Source organism: Azospirillum sp. Sh1 (genome assembly GCF_008365135.1).
Taxonomy (GTDB): domain Bacteria; phylum Pseudomonadota; class Alphaproteobacteria; order Azospirillales; family Azospirillaceae; genus Azospirillum; species Azospirillum oryzae.
Genome location: NZ_VTTK01000051.1, coordinates 21981 through 39354 on the forward strand (window position 1 = coordinate 21981; position 17374 = coordinate 39354).

Genomic DNA, 17374 nt, shown 5'->3' on the forward strand with positions numbered 1-17374 from the left:
CCTTGCGGGTCAGGCCACTGCCGCCATCGGCGTCAGGCCCCGCGTCAGGCGCTCCACCTCGCGGTCGAACGCCTCCTGATCGGCGTCGGACAGGTCGAACTTCACGTGCAGCCGGTCGTGCTCGTTGGACTTGATGCGGGCGGTCAGCGGGCGGGCCACCCCGTCGATGCGCAAGCTCAGCGTCCGGCCGGTCACGCCGCCGATCATCTGGTCCGGCACGCCGGTCAGCATGGCGCCGCCCGCCGACAGGTTGGCGATGGTGGCGCGCATCGGGCCGGCGCCGGCCCCCTCCAGCACGCAGCCGACCGACAGGGCGAAGCGCGGGCGCTGGCGGCGGTCGACATCGGCGGTGGCGGTGCGGACGACGCGGATCAGCACGTTGCGCAGGGCATCGATGCCGCCGGCCACGTCGGCGGCGACCGTCCGCACCTCTCCGGCGCGGCTCTGGGTCGCGTCGGCCTCGGTGGAGACGCGGCCGATGCGCACCGACACCTCCTTCGCCGCGTCGCTGGTCTGGCTGACGGAGCGGGCGATCTCCTGGGTCGCCGCCGCCTGCTCCTCCACCGCCGCGGCGATGGAGGACGAGATGCCGGCCACCTCGTCGATGGTCTCCGACACCTCGCCGACGGCGCCGACGGCCGATGCCGTCACCGATTCCACCTCGGCGATCAGCGACCCGATCTCCTCGGTCGACCGCGCGGTCTGGCTGGCGAGGTTCTTCACCTCGTTCGCCACGACGGCGAATCCGCGCCCGGCCTCGCCGGCGCGCGCCGCCTCGATGGTGGCGTTCAGCGCCAGCAGGTTGGTCTGGCTGGCGATGTCGCCGATCAGCCGGGCGACCGCGCCGATCCGCTCGACCGAGGCCGACAGCCGTTCGATGGTGGACCGCGCCAGCCCGGCCCGTTCCACCGCGCGGCCGGTCACCCGCGTGGCGGCCGACACCTGCATGCCGATGTCGCCGATGGACGCCGACAGCTCCTCCGTCGCGGCGGCGACGGTCTCGGCATTGTTCAGCGCCTGCTGGGCGGCGGCGGCGACGTTCTGGGCGTTGTCGCTGACCTGCACCGCCGATTCCGCCATGGCGCCGGCATTGCTGCTCATGCGGTTGGTGCGTTCGGCCACATGGTCGACAGCGACGCGGGTCTCGCGCTCCACCTTCTCCGCCATCGATTCCAGTGCCTGGCGCCGCTCTTCCTCGCCGCGGCGGCGCGTCTCCTCCTGGGCGGCGCGCAGGCGCGCGTTCTCCTGCGCGCCTTGCTGGAACACGCGGACGGTGTCGGCCATGTGGCCGATCTCGTCGCGGCGCTCGGTCAGGCCGATCTCGACCTCCAGGTTGCCGCCGGCCAGCGCCACCATGGCGCGGCGCAGCCGCTCCATCGGGCGGATCATCGCCGCCTCCAGGAAGACGACGCAGGCCGCCGCCATCAGCAGGATGGCCAGCCCGGCGCCGATCAGGGTCAAGCGCAGCCCGTCCGCCGTCTCCCGCACCGCCTCGATGCCCGCGGTCAGTTCCGTCAGCCGGTCAGAACTGACGGCGACCACGCTGGCGCCCAGCGCCTCCAGGCTGTCGCCCATGGCGTCGGCGACCTTGTCGAACTGGCCCATGATCTGGTTGCCGGCCGCCGGGCCGCCGTCGACATAGGCCTGCGCCATGCGCCGGCCCATCTCGTAATAGGGGCCGAAGGCCTTGTGGGTGCGCTCGATCTCCGCCACCACCTGCTGCAGCTTCAGCGCCCGCGCCAGTTCGGTCGCCTTGGCGGTGTGCTCCTCGAACCGGCGGGCGTAATCCGCCGCCTTTTCCGGACCGTCGTTCATCCCGTCCAGCCCGCGGGTGGCCGACACGTCGGTCAGCCACTGCTGCGTCTGCACCACGTCGAACCGGATCTCTCCCACCAGCGAGACCAGGGGAATAACGCTGCCGACCACCTCGTGCGTCTCGCGCTGGACATCGGACAGGCGGTCGGTCTGCCGCCCCATGTCGCGCATGGTGAGGACAGAGGACAGGCCGACCGCGGCGAAGACGAACACCGCGACCGCCACAACCTTCGCCCGGATGGAAATGACGTGGAGAATGTTGCCGGCAGCGATCATGTTGAGGACTTCACTGGTTAAGAGTACGAATGATCGGCAGCGGCCGACCACCACGCACTCTAGACCTTCCAAGCCATTCCGTCACCGATAACACTGATGATACTAAAGATCTGCGACCGCAGGCCGCTGTTTTTCCTTGGGAAATTACCTCATCCACATCCAGAAACAAAGTAATCGTCAGAGGGATGTTTCATTTCCTCATACCGCCGCATGTTCCGCTTGGCTGCCGGCCGCCGGCTGGACATGGGACGACAGCGCGTCCAGCGTGGCGTCGGCAACGGGACCGAGCGCTTCGGCCAGCGGATCGCCGGCAGGGCAGCAGCCGAGGCTCTGCACCCGCTGTTCCAGCAGCGAGGCCAGACGGCTGAGCCGCACGGCGCCGACGTTGGCCGCGGTTCCCTTCAGGGTGTGGGCCATGCGGACCAGGGGCGCCCCACTCCGTCCGGCCCCATCGCGAATCGCGGCCACGCTGTCGTCCACCGTCCGCCGGAAGGCGGTCACCGTCTGGATCCAGGCCTCGTCGCCGATCACCGAGCGCAGCGAGTCGGCCTGTTGGGCATCCAGCAGCGGCGCCGTGCGCCAATGCTCCGGGTCCCTGGCGCCGGGCGATGGGTCGGAGGATGGGGCGGGCGGCGGGACGGGCGGCGGCAGGGCGGCGGCCGGCCTGGGAGAGGACTGCTCCGCCCCCCGTTTCGCCGGCGCGGCGCCTCCCGATCCGGCATCCGCCCCAGCCTCCGCCCCAGCCTCTGCCGTCCGCGGCGCGGCCGCCGTCGCCAGAACCTCATACAGGTCGGCCGACACGATGGGCTTCGTCAGATAGGCGGTCATGCCGGCGGCGAGATATTCGGCACGGTGGCCGGGCATGACGTTGCCGGTCAGCGCGACGATCGGCAGGCGGCCCGCCTCGCCCGGCATCGCGCGGATGTGCCGGGTGGCGGTGACGCCGTCCATCACCGGCATCTGCACGTCCATCAGGACGAGGTCGAAGCCGCCCTCCTCCACCAGCCGCACCGCCTGCAGCCCGTCCTCCACCGCGGTCACGCGATGGCCGGCGCGGCGCAGCATGGTGACGACGATGTCGCGGTTGATCTCGTTGTCCTCGGCCACCAGCACATGCAGGCCCGCAGCAGCCGACGACGGCGGCGGGGTCGCCCCGCCCGCCGCCGGCACCGGTTCCGGCGCGCAGGGCACGGAGAGCACGCCGGCCGACGGATCGGCTGCGGGTTCGCAGCGGACGGTGAACCAGAAGGTGCTGCCCTTGCCCTCGGCACTGGTGACGCCGATGCGCCCGCCCATCAGCGTCACCAGCTCGCGGCTGATCGCCAGCCCCAGCCCGGTGCCGCCGAAGCGCCGGGTGGTGGAGCTGTCGCCCTGGGTGAAGCGGCGGAACAGGGTCGGCTGCACGTCCTCCCGGATGCCGATCCCGGTGTCGGCCACCTCGAACCGCAGGAAGAAGGCGCCGGCCGCCGGCACCTCCCCCTCCAGCCCGACCCGCACGGCGACGCCGCCGCGGTGGGTGAACTTCAGCGCGTTGCCCACCAGATTGACCAGCACCTGCCGGATGCGGCGCAGGTCGGCGCGCACGCGGTCGGGCACGGCGGGCGCCACCTCCCGCGTCAGGATCAGGCCGCGCCCGCAGGCGGCCGGCTCCAGCAGGTCGATGCTGTCGCCCAGCACCGCGCGCAGTTCGAAATCGACCGGCTCGACCTCCGCCTTGCCGGCCTCCAGCTTGGACAGGTCGAGGATGTCGTCGATGATCTGCAGCAGCGCGTTGCCCGACCGGTTGGCGACGTCCAGCAGCTGGCGCTGGTCGTCGTTCAGGTTCGGCCCGTCCACCAGGGCGAGCGCGCCCAGAACCCCGTTCATCGGCGTGCGGATCTCGTGGCTCATCGTCGCCAGGAACTCGCCCTTGGCGCGGTTGGCCTGATCGGCCGCCTCCTTGGCGCGGCGCAGGCTGGCCTCGATCTCGCGCTGGGCGGTGACGTCGCGCAAAGCACCGGTGACGTAACGGCGGTCGCCCTCGCGCCAGCCGGCCAGCGTCACCTCCAGCGGGAACTCGCTGCCGTCCTTGCGGCGGCCGGTCAGCTCCCGCACCTCCGACCGCGGGACCGCGGCGTCGCTCTCGCGGTAGGTGGCCAGCAGCCCGTCATGCACCGCGCCGACGGCGCTCGGCATCAGCCGGGTCATCGGCCCGCCCACCACGTCGGCGGCGCGGTAACCGAACAGCCGCTCCGCCGCGCGATTGAAGGCGTCGACGGTCCCATGCTCGTCGATAGTGACGATCGGCTGGCCGACCGCCTCGAACATGGCGCGGTAGCGGGCTTCACTGGAGGCCAGGCGGTTGGCCGCCAGCTCCCGCTCGGTGACGTCGGTGGCGGAACCGCGATAGCCGCGGAAATGACCGCCCTCGTCGAAGACCGGGCGGCCGCTGACGCTGAAATAGCGCAGGCCGGCCGCCGTCATCACCCGGTAGCGGAAATTCCGGAACGGCTCCCGCCGTTCCATCAGCCGGTGGTGCCGCTCCCACTTGGCGGCATCCCCCGGCTCGCGCAGGGCCACATCCTCCCGCCGCAATCCGATGGGCAGCGTGCCGTTGGCGACGTGCGGAACCAGCGGCCCGACCAGATGGGAGAACCGCAGATCGGCGTCCATCTCCCAGAACCAGTCGGAGGCGGTCTCCGCCTGATCGCGGAACCGCTCCTCGCTCTGGGCCAGCTGGCGGGCCAAGGCCGCGAGCCGCGCCGCCTGCCGCGTCGCCAGCAGCGCCATGCCGACCAGCACGACGCTGCAGGCCGCCGCCGCCAGCAGATAGAGCCGCTGCCGCGTTCTGGTGTCGGCCAGGAAGGACGCCTCGTCGAAGGCGGCGATGACGATCAGCGGATAGGTCGTCAGGGTCCGGAAGGACTGGAGACGCGGAATGCCGTCGATCACGCTGGTGACGCGCAGGAACCCGGTGGGCTGGCGGCGCGCCATGAGCTGAACCGGCGATTCGCCGACATCCCGGCCGACGATGCGGTCGTTCATCTGCGACCGGGCGCGCAGGATGCCGTCGGTTCCGACGATCGCCACCGCCCCGTTGGGGCCGACGTCCAGCTCCTCCAGCGAGCGGCTGAAATAGAAGGGGTCGATCGACGCGACCAGCACCCCGGCGAAACTGCCGTCGCCCTTGTCGACGCGCCGCGTCAGCTGGATCGACCATTTGCCGGACGCCCGGCCGAACACCGGCTTCCCGATGAACAACCCGGCATTGGGGTTGTTGACGTGGACGCGGAAATGCTCGCGGTCGGCCAGACGGACGCGGGCCGGCGCATCCTCCACGCTGGTGTGGATGAGATCGCCGTGCTCGTCGATCACCGCCAGCTGGAGCAGGATGCCCGAGCGCTCCACCGCCTGGCGCAGCATGCGGGTCAGGCCCGGGGTCCAGCCGTCGCCATGCTCGTGGAAGTCGTCGATCAGGAACAGCAGGATCTGGTCGGCTTCGGCCATGGTCCGGGTCGCCTGCTCGGCGACGACGCGGGCGAGGTTGCCGCTGTCGCGCTCGGCCCGCGCCATCGCCTCGGCATCGTCGTAATGGGCGAGCGCCAGGGCGGCCGCCCACAGCCCGGCGGCGATCACCAGGGTCGCGGTCCAGATGGCGGCGATGAAGCCTTGCAGATGAAGGCGCCCGCCCATCAGCGCCGCTCTCCCGCATCGTCCGCGTGCCGCGGATTGCCAGCATCGTCCGCGTGCCGCGGACCGCCTGCATAGTCCGCGTGCCGCGGATCGCCCGCGGCGAGCGCCGCCACCCCGCGTGCCAGCCGCGGCAGATCGACCGGCAGCGGCAGCAGCAGGTCGGCCGGCCCGCCGGCCTCGGCCCCCAGCCCGGCGGAAGCGGGGCCCGCCGCGGCGTAGAGGACACAGGGCAGGTCGGCCCGCAGCGCCTTCAGGCGGCCGGCCAGCGCCCGGCCGGCCGGAAGCGCGCTCAGTCCCGGCCCGATCACCACCACATCGAAGAAGCCCGGCTCGTCGGTGACGACCTCCAGCGCTTCGCGAAGATCCTCGCAGACCGAAACCTCGAACCCCTGCCGCTCCAACCCGGCCTGGAACCGGTCGCCGGACGCCGGATCGGCATCCACCACCAGGATCTTGCATGCCGGCGCGACATGGTGCCGCGCCGGGGCTTTCGCCCCATACGGGAAGGATGCCGGCTGGGCCGGGGCCGGCGATGCGGCCGGGATATGCAGCCGAATCGCCATGCCTTCCGCCGGGTGGGTCAGCAGGCTGAGGCCGCCGTCGTGGCGCCGCGCCGTCTGCAGGGCCGCCGGCCAGTGGGCGTCCTCCGTCCCGGCCGACTGGCCGCGGCGGTAGCAGGCGCGGGCGGCCAGCAGGGGATCGGCCAGCCCCGCCAGAACCTCGTCCGCCAGCGGCGGGCCGTCGACCCGCAGTTCGAACAGGGTGTGCGGACCGGACAGCGGTGTCAGCAGCGGTCGGACGGTCCAGCCGGCCGCGACGGCGTCGGCATCCGGATCGTCCGCGTCCGCCGGGAAGAAGGCGCGCAGGCAGAGCCGGGCGTCGCCGCCCCTGCCGGTGGCGGTGAGGATCTCCGCCGCCAGTCCGGCCAGCGTCCGCGCCAGCAGGCCGGCGTTGCAGATGGGGTCGGGTGTACCGGCGTCATGACGGATGGAAAGGCTGCCCGGTGCCGCCGGCACCGAGCGCAGAAGCGTCGCGGCCTCGTCCACAACCGTCGCGGCCCGTTCGGGCTTCAGATGGACCCGCTCCGTCCTGGCTTCCGCCACCAGCCGGCGGAGGCCGAAGCGGGCGCGGTCGACGGCAGCGGCGGCCCGGCCCGCGTAGTCGGCCTGGGGCGAGCCTTCCGGCAGGTCGCAGACGAGGAAGTCGGCATAGCCGGCAACCGCGCCCAGCGTGTTGTTCATGTCGTGGACGATGGCGCCGGCAAGGTCGGCCCGGGCATCCATCGCCGCGATCTGCTGGCCGCGCAGCCGCGCGTTGGCCTGCCGGCCACACTCCCGCAATGCTTCCTGAAGGGCGGCGATGTGGGCGGCGTTCGCGGCGGCGGTATCCGCCTCCGGCACGTCCGCTCCGTCGGCCGATGCGGAGGGAAGCGGTTCGGGATGGGCCTGCGGCCTTTCGTCTCCGGCGGGACGGCGGCGCGCGTTCCGGATCGATAGAAGCGCCAGCCCGCCCGCCGCACCGCTGCCGGCCGCCGTCAGGGGAAGCAGCCAGGGCAACGACTCGCGCAGGGGGTCGAGCGCCGGCAGCAGAAGCACCGCCGCCCCGGCCAGCGCGGCGATCGCCGGCGCCGCCACGCCGCTGCCGGAAGCGCCGGCCGGAACCGCCGGAACGGTTCGGCCCACTCGTGGCCCGGACAGGGAATGGTCGGATGGGCTCATCAGCGACTCGGAATGCGGCCGTATTGCGGTTGCGTCCGCCCCAGCGGCGCCGGACGAAAACGGACGGCCGGGCCAGTGGAGCGAGGGCGAGGTGACCATACCAGAAAGGGCGGGATCATGCTGCTGGGACCACCCCTATACGGTCCCCCATTTGCCCCAACATGCGACCATGCCACTCATCCACCATAGCCTGGGCAGGCGGCGGGTCAGGGCGACGCTTCGTTCAGGCTGCGCGACAGCAGGCCGGCCTGCTGGGCGCGGCGCACGGCGTCGGTGCGGTTGCGTGCCCCCAGCTTGCGCAGGATGCGGCGGGTGTGGAGCTTGACCGTCACCTCCTGAAGGCTCAGGTGCCGCCCGATCTCCTTGTTGGTGGCGCCGGTGGCGAGCATCGACAGCACCTGCTGCTCCCGGTCGGTCAGGGGGGACGACGGCGTCCCCTCCCCCTCCGCGGACGGCCCCTCGCCCTCCTCCGCCTCGTCGATGTCGAGCGACAGGTCGGTCATGTGCATCAGGTCGAGCGCCACGCATTTCGGCACGAAGCTGCCGCCTTCCACCACCAGACGCAGGGCCTGGGCCAGGATGCGGCGCGGCGTGGTCTTCGGCAGGAAGGCCTCGGCGCCGCAGCGCAGCACCTCCAGCGCGGTCAGCGCATCCTCCGCGCCGGTCACGACGGCGACCGGCCCCTGGACCCCCGACCGGCGCAGCACGCTGATCGGGTCGCTCCCCTCCGCCCCCGGCATGCGCCAGTCGAGGACGATGAGGTCGTACCGGAAGATCGCGGCGGGGGCGCCGTCGTCCGGGTTCCGCGAGACGGGCAATTCCAATAACGAACCGATGCAGCCGACCTCCGCATCCGGCCATGCCTGACGGATCGACAGCTCGAGCGCGTCCCGGAACAGGGGGTGGTCGTCTGCCACCAAGATTTTCATCAGCCAGCCTCCGCCACCTTCGGCCAACGCTCATCCAAAGGTATCAACATTCCCTGTTATGCCGTCCGAAATCTTAAGTTTTCGTGGCTTTGCCATATTTCACGTCGGTCATATTCCGCAGCCGCTTCCGGCACGGCTTTTCCGGGGCCGCGGGATAATACCCCCACTATCCCATTTCCCGCCGCCGCTATCCCAGACACAGCGGGTGCGCGCGCCGGTAGACGGCTATGGTTAGGCTTAGCGATTTCCAACCGGTGCAACCCACCGGTGTGCGGCGGAAGACGGAAGCGGCGACCATGGAGATGACACTTTACGAGCTTCGGCCCAAACCAGCCCCGAAATCCGCTCCCGCCGCCGCTCCCGCCGGCTCCGTCCTGCTGGTCGACGACGATCCCGATTTCCGCGAGATGGTGCGCATCGCCTTCGTCCGCGCCGGCTACCGCGTGCTGGAAGCGGAGAACGGCAATGCCGCGCTGGCCATCACGGCCGTCCATCCGGTCGATCTGGTGGTGACCGACATCATCATGCCGGAGGCCGACGGGTACGAGGTGATCCTGCGGCTGAAGGACCAGAAATCGCGTCCGCCCCTGATCGCGGTGACCGGCGGCAGCCTGCGCCTGCGGATGGAACTGCCGGGGATGGCCCGGCTGCTGGGTGCCGAGGCGGCCTTCGAAAAACCGGTCGACCTGAAGGCCCTGCTGGCCGAAGCCGGCCGGCTGATCGCCGCCCGCAAGGCGGCGGAAGGCAAGATTGCCGAACATAAGAGCGGCGAACACGAGGCGGAGAGCGCAGGGTGAACATCCTCATCGTCGATGACGACCGCACCAACCTGTTCATCATGGCCGCCATCGTCCGCCGGCTGGACGATGCCGAACCGGTCTCGATGGAAAGCCCGCTCGACGCCGTCGAGTGGCTGCGCGGGAACGAACCCGACCTGATCCTTTTGGACCAGATGATGCCGGACATGGACGGCATGGAACTGCTGCGCCACATCCGCGACGATGGGCGGCTGGACAATGTCCCGGTGGTGATGGTCACCGCCAACACGGCGGTCGACATCCGCGTGCGGGCGCTGGACGAGGGCTGCAACGATTTCCTGACCAAGCCGGTCGTCGTGCCGGAGGTGCAGGCGCGGCTGCGCAACCTGCTGGCCCTGCGCCAGAGCCGCGCCCTGCTGCGCGACCGCGCCGCCCTGCTGGCCGGCGAGGTGGAGCGGGTGACCGCCGTCCTCCAGCGCCAGGGGGAGGAACTGGTCAAACGCCTGTCGCGCGCGTCCGAATACCGCGATCCCGAAACCGGCGCCCATATCGAACGGATGGCGCTCTATTCGCGGCTGATCGCCGAAGCGGCCGGCTGCGGCGCCGCCTATGCCCAGGAGCTGATGAAGGCGGCGCCGATGCACGACATCGGCAAGATCGGCATTCCCGACATGATCCTGCTGAAGCCGGGGCGCCTGACCCCGGAAGAGATGACGGTGATGCGCCAGCATGCCGCCATGGGCCACCGCATCCTGGCCAACAGCGACATCCCGCTCCTGCGGCTGGCGGCGGAGATCGCGCTCAGCCATCACGAGAAGTTCGACGGCAGCGGTTATCCCAACGGCGTGGCCGGGACCGCGATCCCGCTGTCCGGCCGCATCGTCGCCATCGCCGACGTGTTCGACGCCCTGACCTCCACCCGCCCCTACAAGCGGTCATGGACGCTGGAGGAGGCGCGCGCCTACCTGGTCCAGAACCGCGGCCGGCATTTCGACCCGTCCCTGCTCGACGCCTTCCTGTCGCGCTGGGACGAGGTCTGCAGGATCCACCACGAGAACGCCGACGAACTGGCGCATCCGGTGCCGCTCGACGTCTGAGTCGAGGGTGGTGAGCCGAGGGGGGCCTTTCAGTTGACGATGCGCCAGGTCCCGTCGGGCTGGAGACAGGCGGTGCCGTAGACCGGCTGCGACCGGCCGCCGACCATGGCGCGGCTCTGGTATTCGCGGCATTGCTGACCGCTGCGCGAATAATAGACCGGACCGGCCGGATCGACGCCGACCGCGGCCGGCGGCGGCGCATAATATTGGACCGGCGGCGGGGGCGCATAGACGACCGGCGGCGGCGCGTAATACTGCACCACCGGTGGGGGCGGGGCATAATAATGGTAGGGGCGGTAATAGCCGTAGCCGGGGAAAACAGGCCCGATGCCGATGCCGACCGACACCGACGTGCGCGCCTGCGCCGTTCCCGGAACCGACACCACCGCAACGGCGGCCACGGCCGCCAGAATCACAGCACCCAGGGCGACCGCCCTCCGCACCGTCTTCATCATTTCTCTCCCGCCACGACGCAAGACTGCGGTCCCGCCGATCGCATGGCTCCGGCAGGCATCATACACCGGTCCCGCGGCGCATCACAGGGGCTGCGCGCGCGGGGTTCCGTCCAGGGCGGTATGCAGGACGATCAGATGTCGAGCGGCAGATTGTCGGGGTCGAAGCCCAGCTGCTCCACGATGGCGCGGGCGAGCGGGATGCTGGTCTCGAACCGCCATTCGGCCATGCCGGGGCGGTATTCCGACACGTTGGGCCGGCCATTGGCGAAGCGGCGCGGGTGCAGCTCGTACCAATAGATGTCGCTCAGCGACACGCCCTGTTCCTGCGCATAGGCCTCGGCGATGCGGGGCCAATCATTCACGGCGGGCTGGGGCGACCCGGCCGCCTTGGCGATGTCGGTCTGCTCCAGGAAAGCGACGATGCGCTTCCCCTCGCGCTCGAAATCGGCGACCCGGATGGTGACGGGCTGCCTTCCTTCACGCTGATAGGTCCACTCGCGGTTCTTCTCGACCAAGGCCTTGTCCACGGCAAATGCTCCGGTTTACTCCTGCAAAGGCTAACCGACCGGCCCGCCTTAAGCCAACTGTTCCGTTGCCTTATCCGAACAGGCACGGCGCATCGCTGCCGCGTGCCGTCCGGCAACGGAGATCGCAGGTTACCAAAGCACGCTGTTTTTTCTTTGTATACGGGAATTGTGACGCCCGGCCTGCGCCGGGCGCCTCGTCGCTCCTCTCCCTCAGCATCCGTCCTCAATATCCGCCATCAGTATCCGATCGTCATGCCGTCGGGGTTGCGCGGATCGGAATAGCCGTACAGCCCGTCGTTGCGCAGCTGGATGGTCTGGGTGCGGCCCATCGTCGGCTTCACCGCCACCTTGTGGCCCATCTGCTCCAGAATACGCACGGTATCGGGGCTGAGCCCCTTCTCCACCCGCAGTTCGTCGGGGGTCCACTGGTGATGGACGCGCGGCAGGGCGGCGGCCTCGGCCGGGTTCATGTTGAAATCGATGTGGTCGATCACCGTTTCCATGGTGGTGGTGATGATGCGGCTGCCGCCAGGGCTGCCGGTGACCAGCCAGGGCTTGCCGTCCTTCAGCACGATGGTCGGCGACATGGAGCTGAGCGGCCGCTTGTAGGCCTGGATGGCGTTGGCGTCGCCGCCGACCAGGCCGAAGGCGTTGGGCACGCCCGGCTTGGCCGAGAAATCGTCCATCTCGTTGTTCAGCAGGATGCCGGTGCCCGCGGCGACGATGCCGCTGCCGAAATTGAGGTTCAGCGTGTAGGTGGTGCTGACCACGTTGCCCTGGCTGTCCGCCACCGAGAAATGGGTGGTCTGGTCGCTCTCGTAGGGGGCCGGCTTGCCGGGCTTGATGCTGCTGGCCGGGGTCGCCTTCTCCGGATCGATCTTCGCCGCCAGCTCGTCGGCGTATTTGCGCGAGGTCAGGCCCTTCACCGGCACCTTGGTGAAGTCGGGGTCGCCCAGATATTCGGAGCGGTCGGCATAGGCGAGCTTCATCGCCTCCGCCATCAGGTGGATCGCCTTGGCGCTGTCGGGGCCGTAGTCCTTCAGCGGCCAGCGCTCCAGGATGTTCAGCATCTGGATGATGTGCGTCCCGCCGGAGCTGGGGGGCGGCATCGACTTGACCGTATAGCCGCGGTAGGTGCCGCTGACCGGCTCGCGTTCCACCACCTTGTAGGCCTTCAGGTCCTCCTTGGTGATGTAGCCGCCGTGTTGGGCCATTTCCGCCGCGATCTTGTCGGCGATGGCGCCTTCATAGAAGGCCTTCGCCCCCTGCTGGGCGATCATCTCCAGCGAGTTGGCGAGGTCGGGGTTGGCCAGCGTCTCGCCGGCGGTCAACGGCCGGCCGTCCTTGAAGAAGATGGCTTTGGTGGCGTCCCACGCCGCCAGATGGTCGCGCTCGACCTCGAGCAGGCCGGCCAGCTGCGGGGTGACGGTGTAGCCGTCCCGCGCCAGCTTGATCGCCGGAGCCATCACGTCGGCCAGCTTCATCGTGCCGTATTTTTCCAGCGCATGGGCCAGCCCGGCGACGGTGCCGGGGATGCCGACCGCCAGATGGGTGTAGAGCGAGCGGTCGGGGACCACCTTGCCCTGCTGGTCGAGATACATGTCGCGGAAGGCCTTGGCCGGGGCCATCTCGCGGAAGTCGATGGCGACGTCCCTGCCGCTCTTGGCGTCATGGACGACCATGAAGCCGCCGCCGCCGACATTGCCGGCGTTCGGCAGCACCACCGCCAGGGCGAAGCCGACGGCCACCGCCGCATCGACCGCATTGCCGCCGCGCTTGAGGATGTCGACGCCGATCTCGGTCGCCAGCCGGTGTTCGGAGGCGACCATCCCGTTCTGGCCGCGGACGGGATAGAAGATGTCGTAGCCGATGTCGTAGCGGACCGAGGCCGGTGCGGAGGTGGCCTTCTGGGCGAGCGCCGGCACCGGCAGCACGACGGCCGAACCGAGGGCCGAGCCGACGCAGAGCGCCGCCAGCGCCGCAACGGCGGAACGGGATCGAATAGCGGGGAACCACATGCGGTGAATCTCCTGAGCGGGACGTCAGGTCAGGGGCCGCAGCCCGGGGGAAGGCAGGATGTCACACCCGCCTTCCCCGGTCTTCACCCCGTCGCTGGTCTGCCCAACAATTCACCATCAGGGTTAATGGCGTCGCGCATTCCCGTGAATGGAATGCGACAGTCGGTGAACGGATCCGATCCGGCGTGCCGCCGGTCAGTAGGTCTCCGCCATGCGCGAATGGCCGACATGCCCCGACTCGCCATAGGAGCCCCGGGGGCCGTCATGGCCCAGCCGGTCATGCTGGTGGCCGGACAGGCGTTCCTTGACCGGGCAATGGCCGCTCATGCCACGGGCGACCAGGGCGGCGCCGACCAGCCCCATGATGGCGCCGGGGATGCTGGCGCCCTTGCGCAGGCCGCCCGCCGCGACGGCGAGGCCGAGACCGGTCGAGACGATGCGCTCGCCCATGCCCAGGTTGGTGTGGCCTTCGAACACGCTGTCGTAGGCGTCGCGGATCGTGGATTGGGCGTTCATGGCTGCTCCGGGGCTGAAATGGACTGGGACCGCCCTTCCAACGCCGCGACGCCCCTTCCTGTTCCCTTGGGAGACCTCACGGGGCCGCGCTCAGCCCTCCACCGCCGCCATGTCGCGGATGGAGCGGACCAGCCGGGACGGTTCGATCGGCTTGGACAGCACGGTCAGTTCCACCTCCTGTGCCGCGGCAGTGGAGGTCAGATCCTCGGCATAGCCGGTGACCATCAGGATCGGCGTCGCGTCGCGACGGGCGCGCAGGGTGCGGGCCATCTCCAGCCCGGTCATCCCCGGCATCATGTGGTCGGTGACGATCACGTCCGGCCGGAAGCCGTGGTCGAGCAGCAAGAGGGCCGCCGCCGCGTCGGCCGCCTCGCGCACCGCGAAGCCCGCCTGCTCCAGATAGCCGGCGGTGGCGCTGCGCACCAGCTCCTCGTCATCCACCAGCAGGACGGCGCAGCCCTCGCCGATGCCGGCCGCGTCCGCCCTCTCCGTCTCCGGCGCCGGGGGCGCTGCCATCCCGGTGGACGCCGGCCCGGCGGAGGGCGCATCCGCCTCCTGACGGGCGCGCGGCAGATAGAGCGTCACCGTGGTGCCCAGCCCCTGCCGGCTGTCCAGCTCCACCCCGCCGCCGGACTGGGTCGCCAGCCCGTGCACCATGCTGAGGCCCAGCCCGGTGCCGCGCCCGACCTCCTTGGTGGTGAAGAAGGGCTCGAAGGCGCGTGCCTGCACCTCGGCCGGCATGCCGGTGCCGGTATCGCGCACCCGCAGCACGACATAGTCGCCGGCCGCCATGCCGAGCACGGGCCCGGCGCCGACCGACCGGTTGCCGGCAAGGATCCACAGCGTGCCGCCGCCGGGCATGGCGTCGCGGGCGTTCAGCGCCAGGTTCAGCACCGCCATTTCCAACTGGGTCGGGTCGATCATCGCCGGCCACAGGTCGGTGGCGACCTCCGTCTCGATCCGCACCGACTGGCCCAGCGTGCGGCCGAGCAGGCGGCTGACCCGCTCCACCAGCGCCGCGACGTCGACCGGGACCGGGCGAAGCTGCTGCCGGCGCGAAAAGGCCAGCAGATGCTGGGTCAGGGTCGCCCCCCGCTCCACCGCCTGCAGGGCCAGCCGCGCCGGTCCGGTGATGCGCTCGTCCTCGGTGCGGCTGTCGATGACGTGCAGATTGATGCCGATGGCCTGGAGAAGATTGTTGAAATCATGGGCGACGCCGCCGGTCAGCTGGCCGATCGCCTCCATCTTCTGGCTTTGGCGCAGGGCGTGTTCGGCCTGTTCCCGCCCCTCCACCGCGCGGCGGGCGGCGTCCATCGCCCAGGTCGCCGCCTCGTACGCGCTGAACTGGCGGGCCAGCGCCCACAGCGACAGCAGCAGTGCGGCGATGCCGATGGTTCCGGCGGCGCCGATGGTCCAGGCCTGGATGCGCCACTCGCTCAGCACGGCGTCCAGACTGCGGGTGACGTTGACGACCAGCGGATAGTCGGCCAGCGCCCGCGTCGCCACCAGACGGGCGCCGTCGTTCAGCCCCTTGGCGGAGAGGAAGACGCCCGACCTCGCATGCTCCAGCACCTTCAGGAATTGGCCCTGGCCCAGCGGCCGGCCGATATCCGGCAGCATCGGATGACGGGCCAGCAGGATGCCGTCGCGCCGCCACAGGCTGATGCTGCCGTCGGCATCCGGCTGCAGGGCCTTGTAAATCCTCTCGAAATAGCTCAGCTCGATGGCGCCCAGCACCAGCCCGACGAAACCGCCGTCCGGGCCGCTGATCCGGCGGGCCAGATAGATGGTCCAGCTGCCGTTGCCGCGGTTGCGCACCGGTTCGCTGATGAAGGGTTCCGTGGTATCGTGGTCGCGCAGATAGGCGAAATAATCCCGGTCGGACACGTTGACCCGCGGGATCGGGTAATAGCGCGAGAAGTTGATCAGGTGCCCGTCGGCCGCGATCATCGTCACCGCGTCCAGCTGCGGCAATCCGGTGATCCGCGCCCGCAGCATCTGGTAGGTGTCGCGTCCACCCATCCGGCGGACATAGTCCTCGGGCGTCGCAACGCCCTCCGCCTTCAACTGCTCGATGATGGTGGTCAGGACCAGATCGACGCTCTGCGTCGCGCTGGCCGTCTGTTCCGCCAGCGACAGATTCAGGGTGGACAGCTCGCGCTCCGCCCCCGCCAGTTCGCGCTCGCGCATGCTGACGATATAGTGGATCGTCGCCGTCAGCAGCACGGCGACGGACAGCCCGCCGATCAGCAGCAGGATGCGCAACGGCCGGCTGGCGCGCAGATGGGCCAGCCACTGGTAGGCCGGCGGAACCGGTGTGCCACCGTCCGGCTGCGCGGTCCTTTCGGGAGAGATCAAAGCTTGCCTATGGTTTAGTGACGCACCGACCGAGCGGAATGATCCAAAGGCCATAACGCCGCGTCAAGCATGTCAAGGTTAATACGACCTTGACGATTTCGGTTTCCGGGCCGCCGACCGGCGACGGATCGCGGCGGTCAGGCCCGCGCCCGCAGGGGGGACGGCAGCTTCAGGACCGACAGCGCCAGACCGGCGAAGACCAGCAGCCCGCCGGCCAGCTTCGCCGCGGTGAAGGTCTCGCCCAGCAGCAGCGCGCTGGAACTCATGCCGAAGATCGGCACCAGCAGCGAGAAGGGGGCGACCAGGCTGGCCGGGTAATGCCGCATCAGGAAGCCCCAGGCGGCGAAGCCGAACAGCGTCGCCGCCGCCGCGATGTAGACCAGCGAGCCGACCCCGACCAGCGTCAGCGTGGTGAAGGCGTGAAGGATGCGCTCCGGCCCCTCCAGCGCCAGCGACATCGCCAGCAGCGGCAGCGGCGGGATCAGGCTGACCCAGACCATCAGGCTGAACAGGTCCGGCGCCTTGGCCTGCTTCATCACGATGTTCGACACGCCCCAGGCGGCCGCCGCCGCCAGCGTCAGCCCGAGGCCGAGCAGCGAGTCGCCCGCCGGCATCTCCAGCGCGATCAGCCCGACGCCGGCGAAGGCAACCACCATGCCGCCGATCTGCCGCGGCCCCGGCCGGTCGCCCAGCACGAAGGCGGCGAAGATGGCGGTGAAGAAGGCCTGCGCCTGCAGCACCAGCGAGGCGAGCCCCGCCGGCATGCCGACGTCGATGCCCAGGAACAGCAGCGGGAACTTCACCACGCCCAGCATCACGCCGATGCCGATCACATAGCGCCAGGGCACCGGCGGCCCCTTGCCCCAGCCCAGCACGACCACCGGCAGCGCCGCCAGCGCGAAGCGCAGGCAGGAGAAGAGCAGCGGCGGGAAATCGCGCAATCCGACCTTGATCGCGACGAAGTTGAAGCCCCAGACGGCGGCAACCGCCACGGCGAGCAGGATGTGGGAAGCACGCATGATGGGGAGGCTAAACGGGTGCCGCGGCGGCGGTCAATCGGATGCGGGGCGCGCTTCCCGCGTGGCTGACCTGCGCATCAGCTTCGGTGACATTGAGTTTTCAGCGGCTTTTCTCCGGGGGGCTCCCCCCCCGGCGGGGGGGGGGGGGGGGGGGGGGGGGGGGGGGGTAAACCCCACGGAGAGCGGGGGAAAAAGAACCCCACTCTCCCCGCGGGT

The 17374-nt window shown here is 70.2% G+C and carries 12 protein-coding genes; 2 read left to right on the top strand and 10 right to left on the bottom strand.

The genetic code is table 11. From position 1 onward, the window contains the following. Positions 1-9: 9 nt before the first annotated feature. From FZ029_RS30115 to FZ029_RS30130, 4 genes are all read right to left on the bottom strand, one after another. Positions 10-2091 (bottom strand): methyl-accepting chemotaxis protein, encoded by a 2082-nt coding sequence (locus FZ029_RS30115; protein WP_247892572.1) that lies wholly within the window; start codon positions 2089-2091, stop codon positions 10-12. A 198-nt stretch (positions 2092-2289) separates the two neighbouring features. Beyond that, on the bottom strand, positions 2290-5763 hold the full coding sequence (locus tag FZ029_RS30120) for a PAS domain S-box protein (RefSeq protein WP_149273601.1): 3474 nt from the start codon (positions 5761-5763) through the stop codon (positions 2290-2292). Next, complete coding sequence (locus FZ029_RS30125; protein ID WP_188052120.1) at positions 5763-7481, bottom strand: hypothetical protein; 1719 nt, start codon at positions 7479-7481, stop codon at positions 5763-5765. The genes FZ029_RS30120 and FZ029_RS30125 overlap by 1 nt, the downstream gene beginning before the upstream one ends. A 206-nt stretch (positions 7482-7687) precedes the next feature. Then, on the bottom strand, positions 7688-8410 hold the full coding sequence (locus tag FZ029_RS30130) for a response regulator transcription factor (protein ID WP_149273603.1): 723 nt from the start codon (positions 8408-8410) through the stop codon (positions 7688-7690). A gap of 296 nt (positions 8411-8706) precedes the next feature. Here FZ029_RS30130 and FZ029_RS30135 point away from each other — a divergent pair, with 296 nt between their 5' ends. Both FZ029_RS30135 and FZ029_RS30140 read left to right on the top strand, forming a co-directional pair. Beyond that, positions 8707-9207, top strand: coding sequence for a response regulator (locus tag FZ029_RS30135; RefSeq protein WP_149273605.1), 501 nt, complete (start codon positions 8707-8709; stop codon positions 9205-9207). Further along, positions 9204-10265 (top strand): HD domain-containing phosphohydrolase, encoded by a 1062-nt coding sequence (locus tag FZ029_RS30140; RefSeq protein ID WP_149273607.1) that lies wholly within the window; start codon positions 9204-9206, stop codon positions 10263-10265. The genes FZ029_RS30135 and FZ029_RS30140 overlap by 4 nt, the downstream gene beginning before the upstream one ends. 29 nt (positions 10266-10294) lie before the next feature. Here FZ029_RS30140 and FZ029_RS30145 read toward each other — a convergent pair whose 3' ends face one another. The 6 genes from FZ029_RS30145 to FZ029_RS30170 form a co-directional block, all read right to left on the bottom strand. After that, positions 10295-10720 (bottom strand): hypothetical protein, encoded by a 426-nt coding sequence (locus FZ029_RS30145; protein ID WP_246457291.1) that lies wholly within the window; start codon positions 10718-10720, stop codon positions 10295-10297. A 131-nt stretch (positions 10721-10851) separates the two neighbouring features. After that, positions 10852-11247 carry a hypothetical protein gene (locus FZ029_RS30150; protein ID WP_149201082.1) on the bottom strand — a complete coding sequence of 132 codons (396 nt, stop codon included), beginning with the start codon at positions 11245-11247 and terminating at the stop codon, positions 10852-10854. 236 nt (positions 11248-11483) lie between these two features. After that, positions 11484-13265 carry a gamma-glutamyltransferase gene (gene ggt, locus FZ029_RS30155; RefSeq protein ID WP_149273609.1) on the bottom strand — a complete coding sequence of 594 codons (1782 nt, stop codon included), beginning with the start codon at positions 13263-13265 and terminating at the stop codon, positions 11484-11486. A 195-nt stretch (positions 13266-13460) separates the two neighbouring features. Next, entirely contained in the window at positions 13461-13781 is a 321-nt protein-coding gene (locus FZ029_RS30160) for a DUF2892 domain-containing protein (RefSeq protein ID WP_149201080.1), read from the bottom strand. 90 nt (positions 13782-13871) lie between these two features. Next, positions 13872-16139, bottom strand: coding sequence for a hybrid sensor histidine kinase/response regulator (locus FZ029_RS30165; protein WP_188052121.1), 2268 nt, complete (start codon positions 16137-16139; stop codon positions 13872-13874). 137 nt (positions 16140-16276) lie between these two features. After that, a complete protein-coding gene (locus tag FZ029_RS30170) occupies positions 16277-17158 on the bottom strand; it encodes an EamA family transporter (RefSeq protein WP_149201078.1) in 882 nt (293 codons plus the stop codon). Between the last annotated feature and the right edge of the window lie 216 nt (positions 17159-17374).

Excerpts from the sequence above, each read along its gene's own strand:
- FZ029_RS30115 (WP_247892572.1), bottom strand. The coding sequence starts at position 2,091 with ATGATCGCTGCCGGCAACATTCTCCACGTCATTTCCATCCGGGCGAAG.
- FZ029_RS30120 (WP_149273601.1), bottom strand. The coding sequence starts at position 5,763 with ATGGGCGGGCGCCTTCATCTGCAAGGCTTCATCGCCGCCATCTGGACC.
- FZ029_RS30125 (WP_188052120.1), bottom strand. The coding sequence starts at position 7,481 with ATGAGCCCATCCGACCATTCCCTGTCCGGGCCACGAGTGGGCCGAACC.
- FZ029_RS30130 (WP_149273603.1), bottom strand. The coding sequence starts at position 8,410 with ATGAAAATCTTGGTGGCAGACGACCACCCCCTGTTCCGGGACGCGCTC.
- FZ029_RS30135 (WP_149273605.1), top strand. The coding sequence starts at position 8,707 with ATGGAGATGACACTTTACGAGCTTCGGCCCAAACCAGCCCCGAAATCC.
- FZ029_RS30145 (WP_246457291.1), bottom strand. The coding sequence starts at position 10,720 with ATGATGAAGACGGTGCGGAGGGCGGTCGCCCTGGGTGCTGTGATTCTG.
- ggt (WP_149273609.1), bottom strand. The coding sequence starts at position 13,265 with ATGTGGTTCCCCGCTATTCGATCCCGTTCCGCCGTTGCGGCGCTGGCG.
- FZ029_RS30160 (WP_149201080.1), bottom strand. The coding sequence starts at position 13,781 with ATGAACGCCCAATCCACGATCCGCGACGCCTACGACAGCGTGTTCGAA.
- FZ029_RS30170 (WP_149201078.1), bottom strand. The coding sequence starts at position 17,158 with ATGCGTGCTTCCCACATCCTGCTCGCCGTGGCGGTTGCCGCCGTCTGG.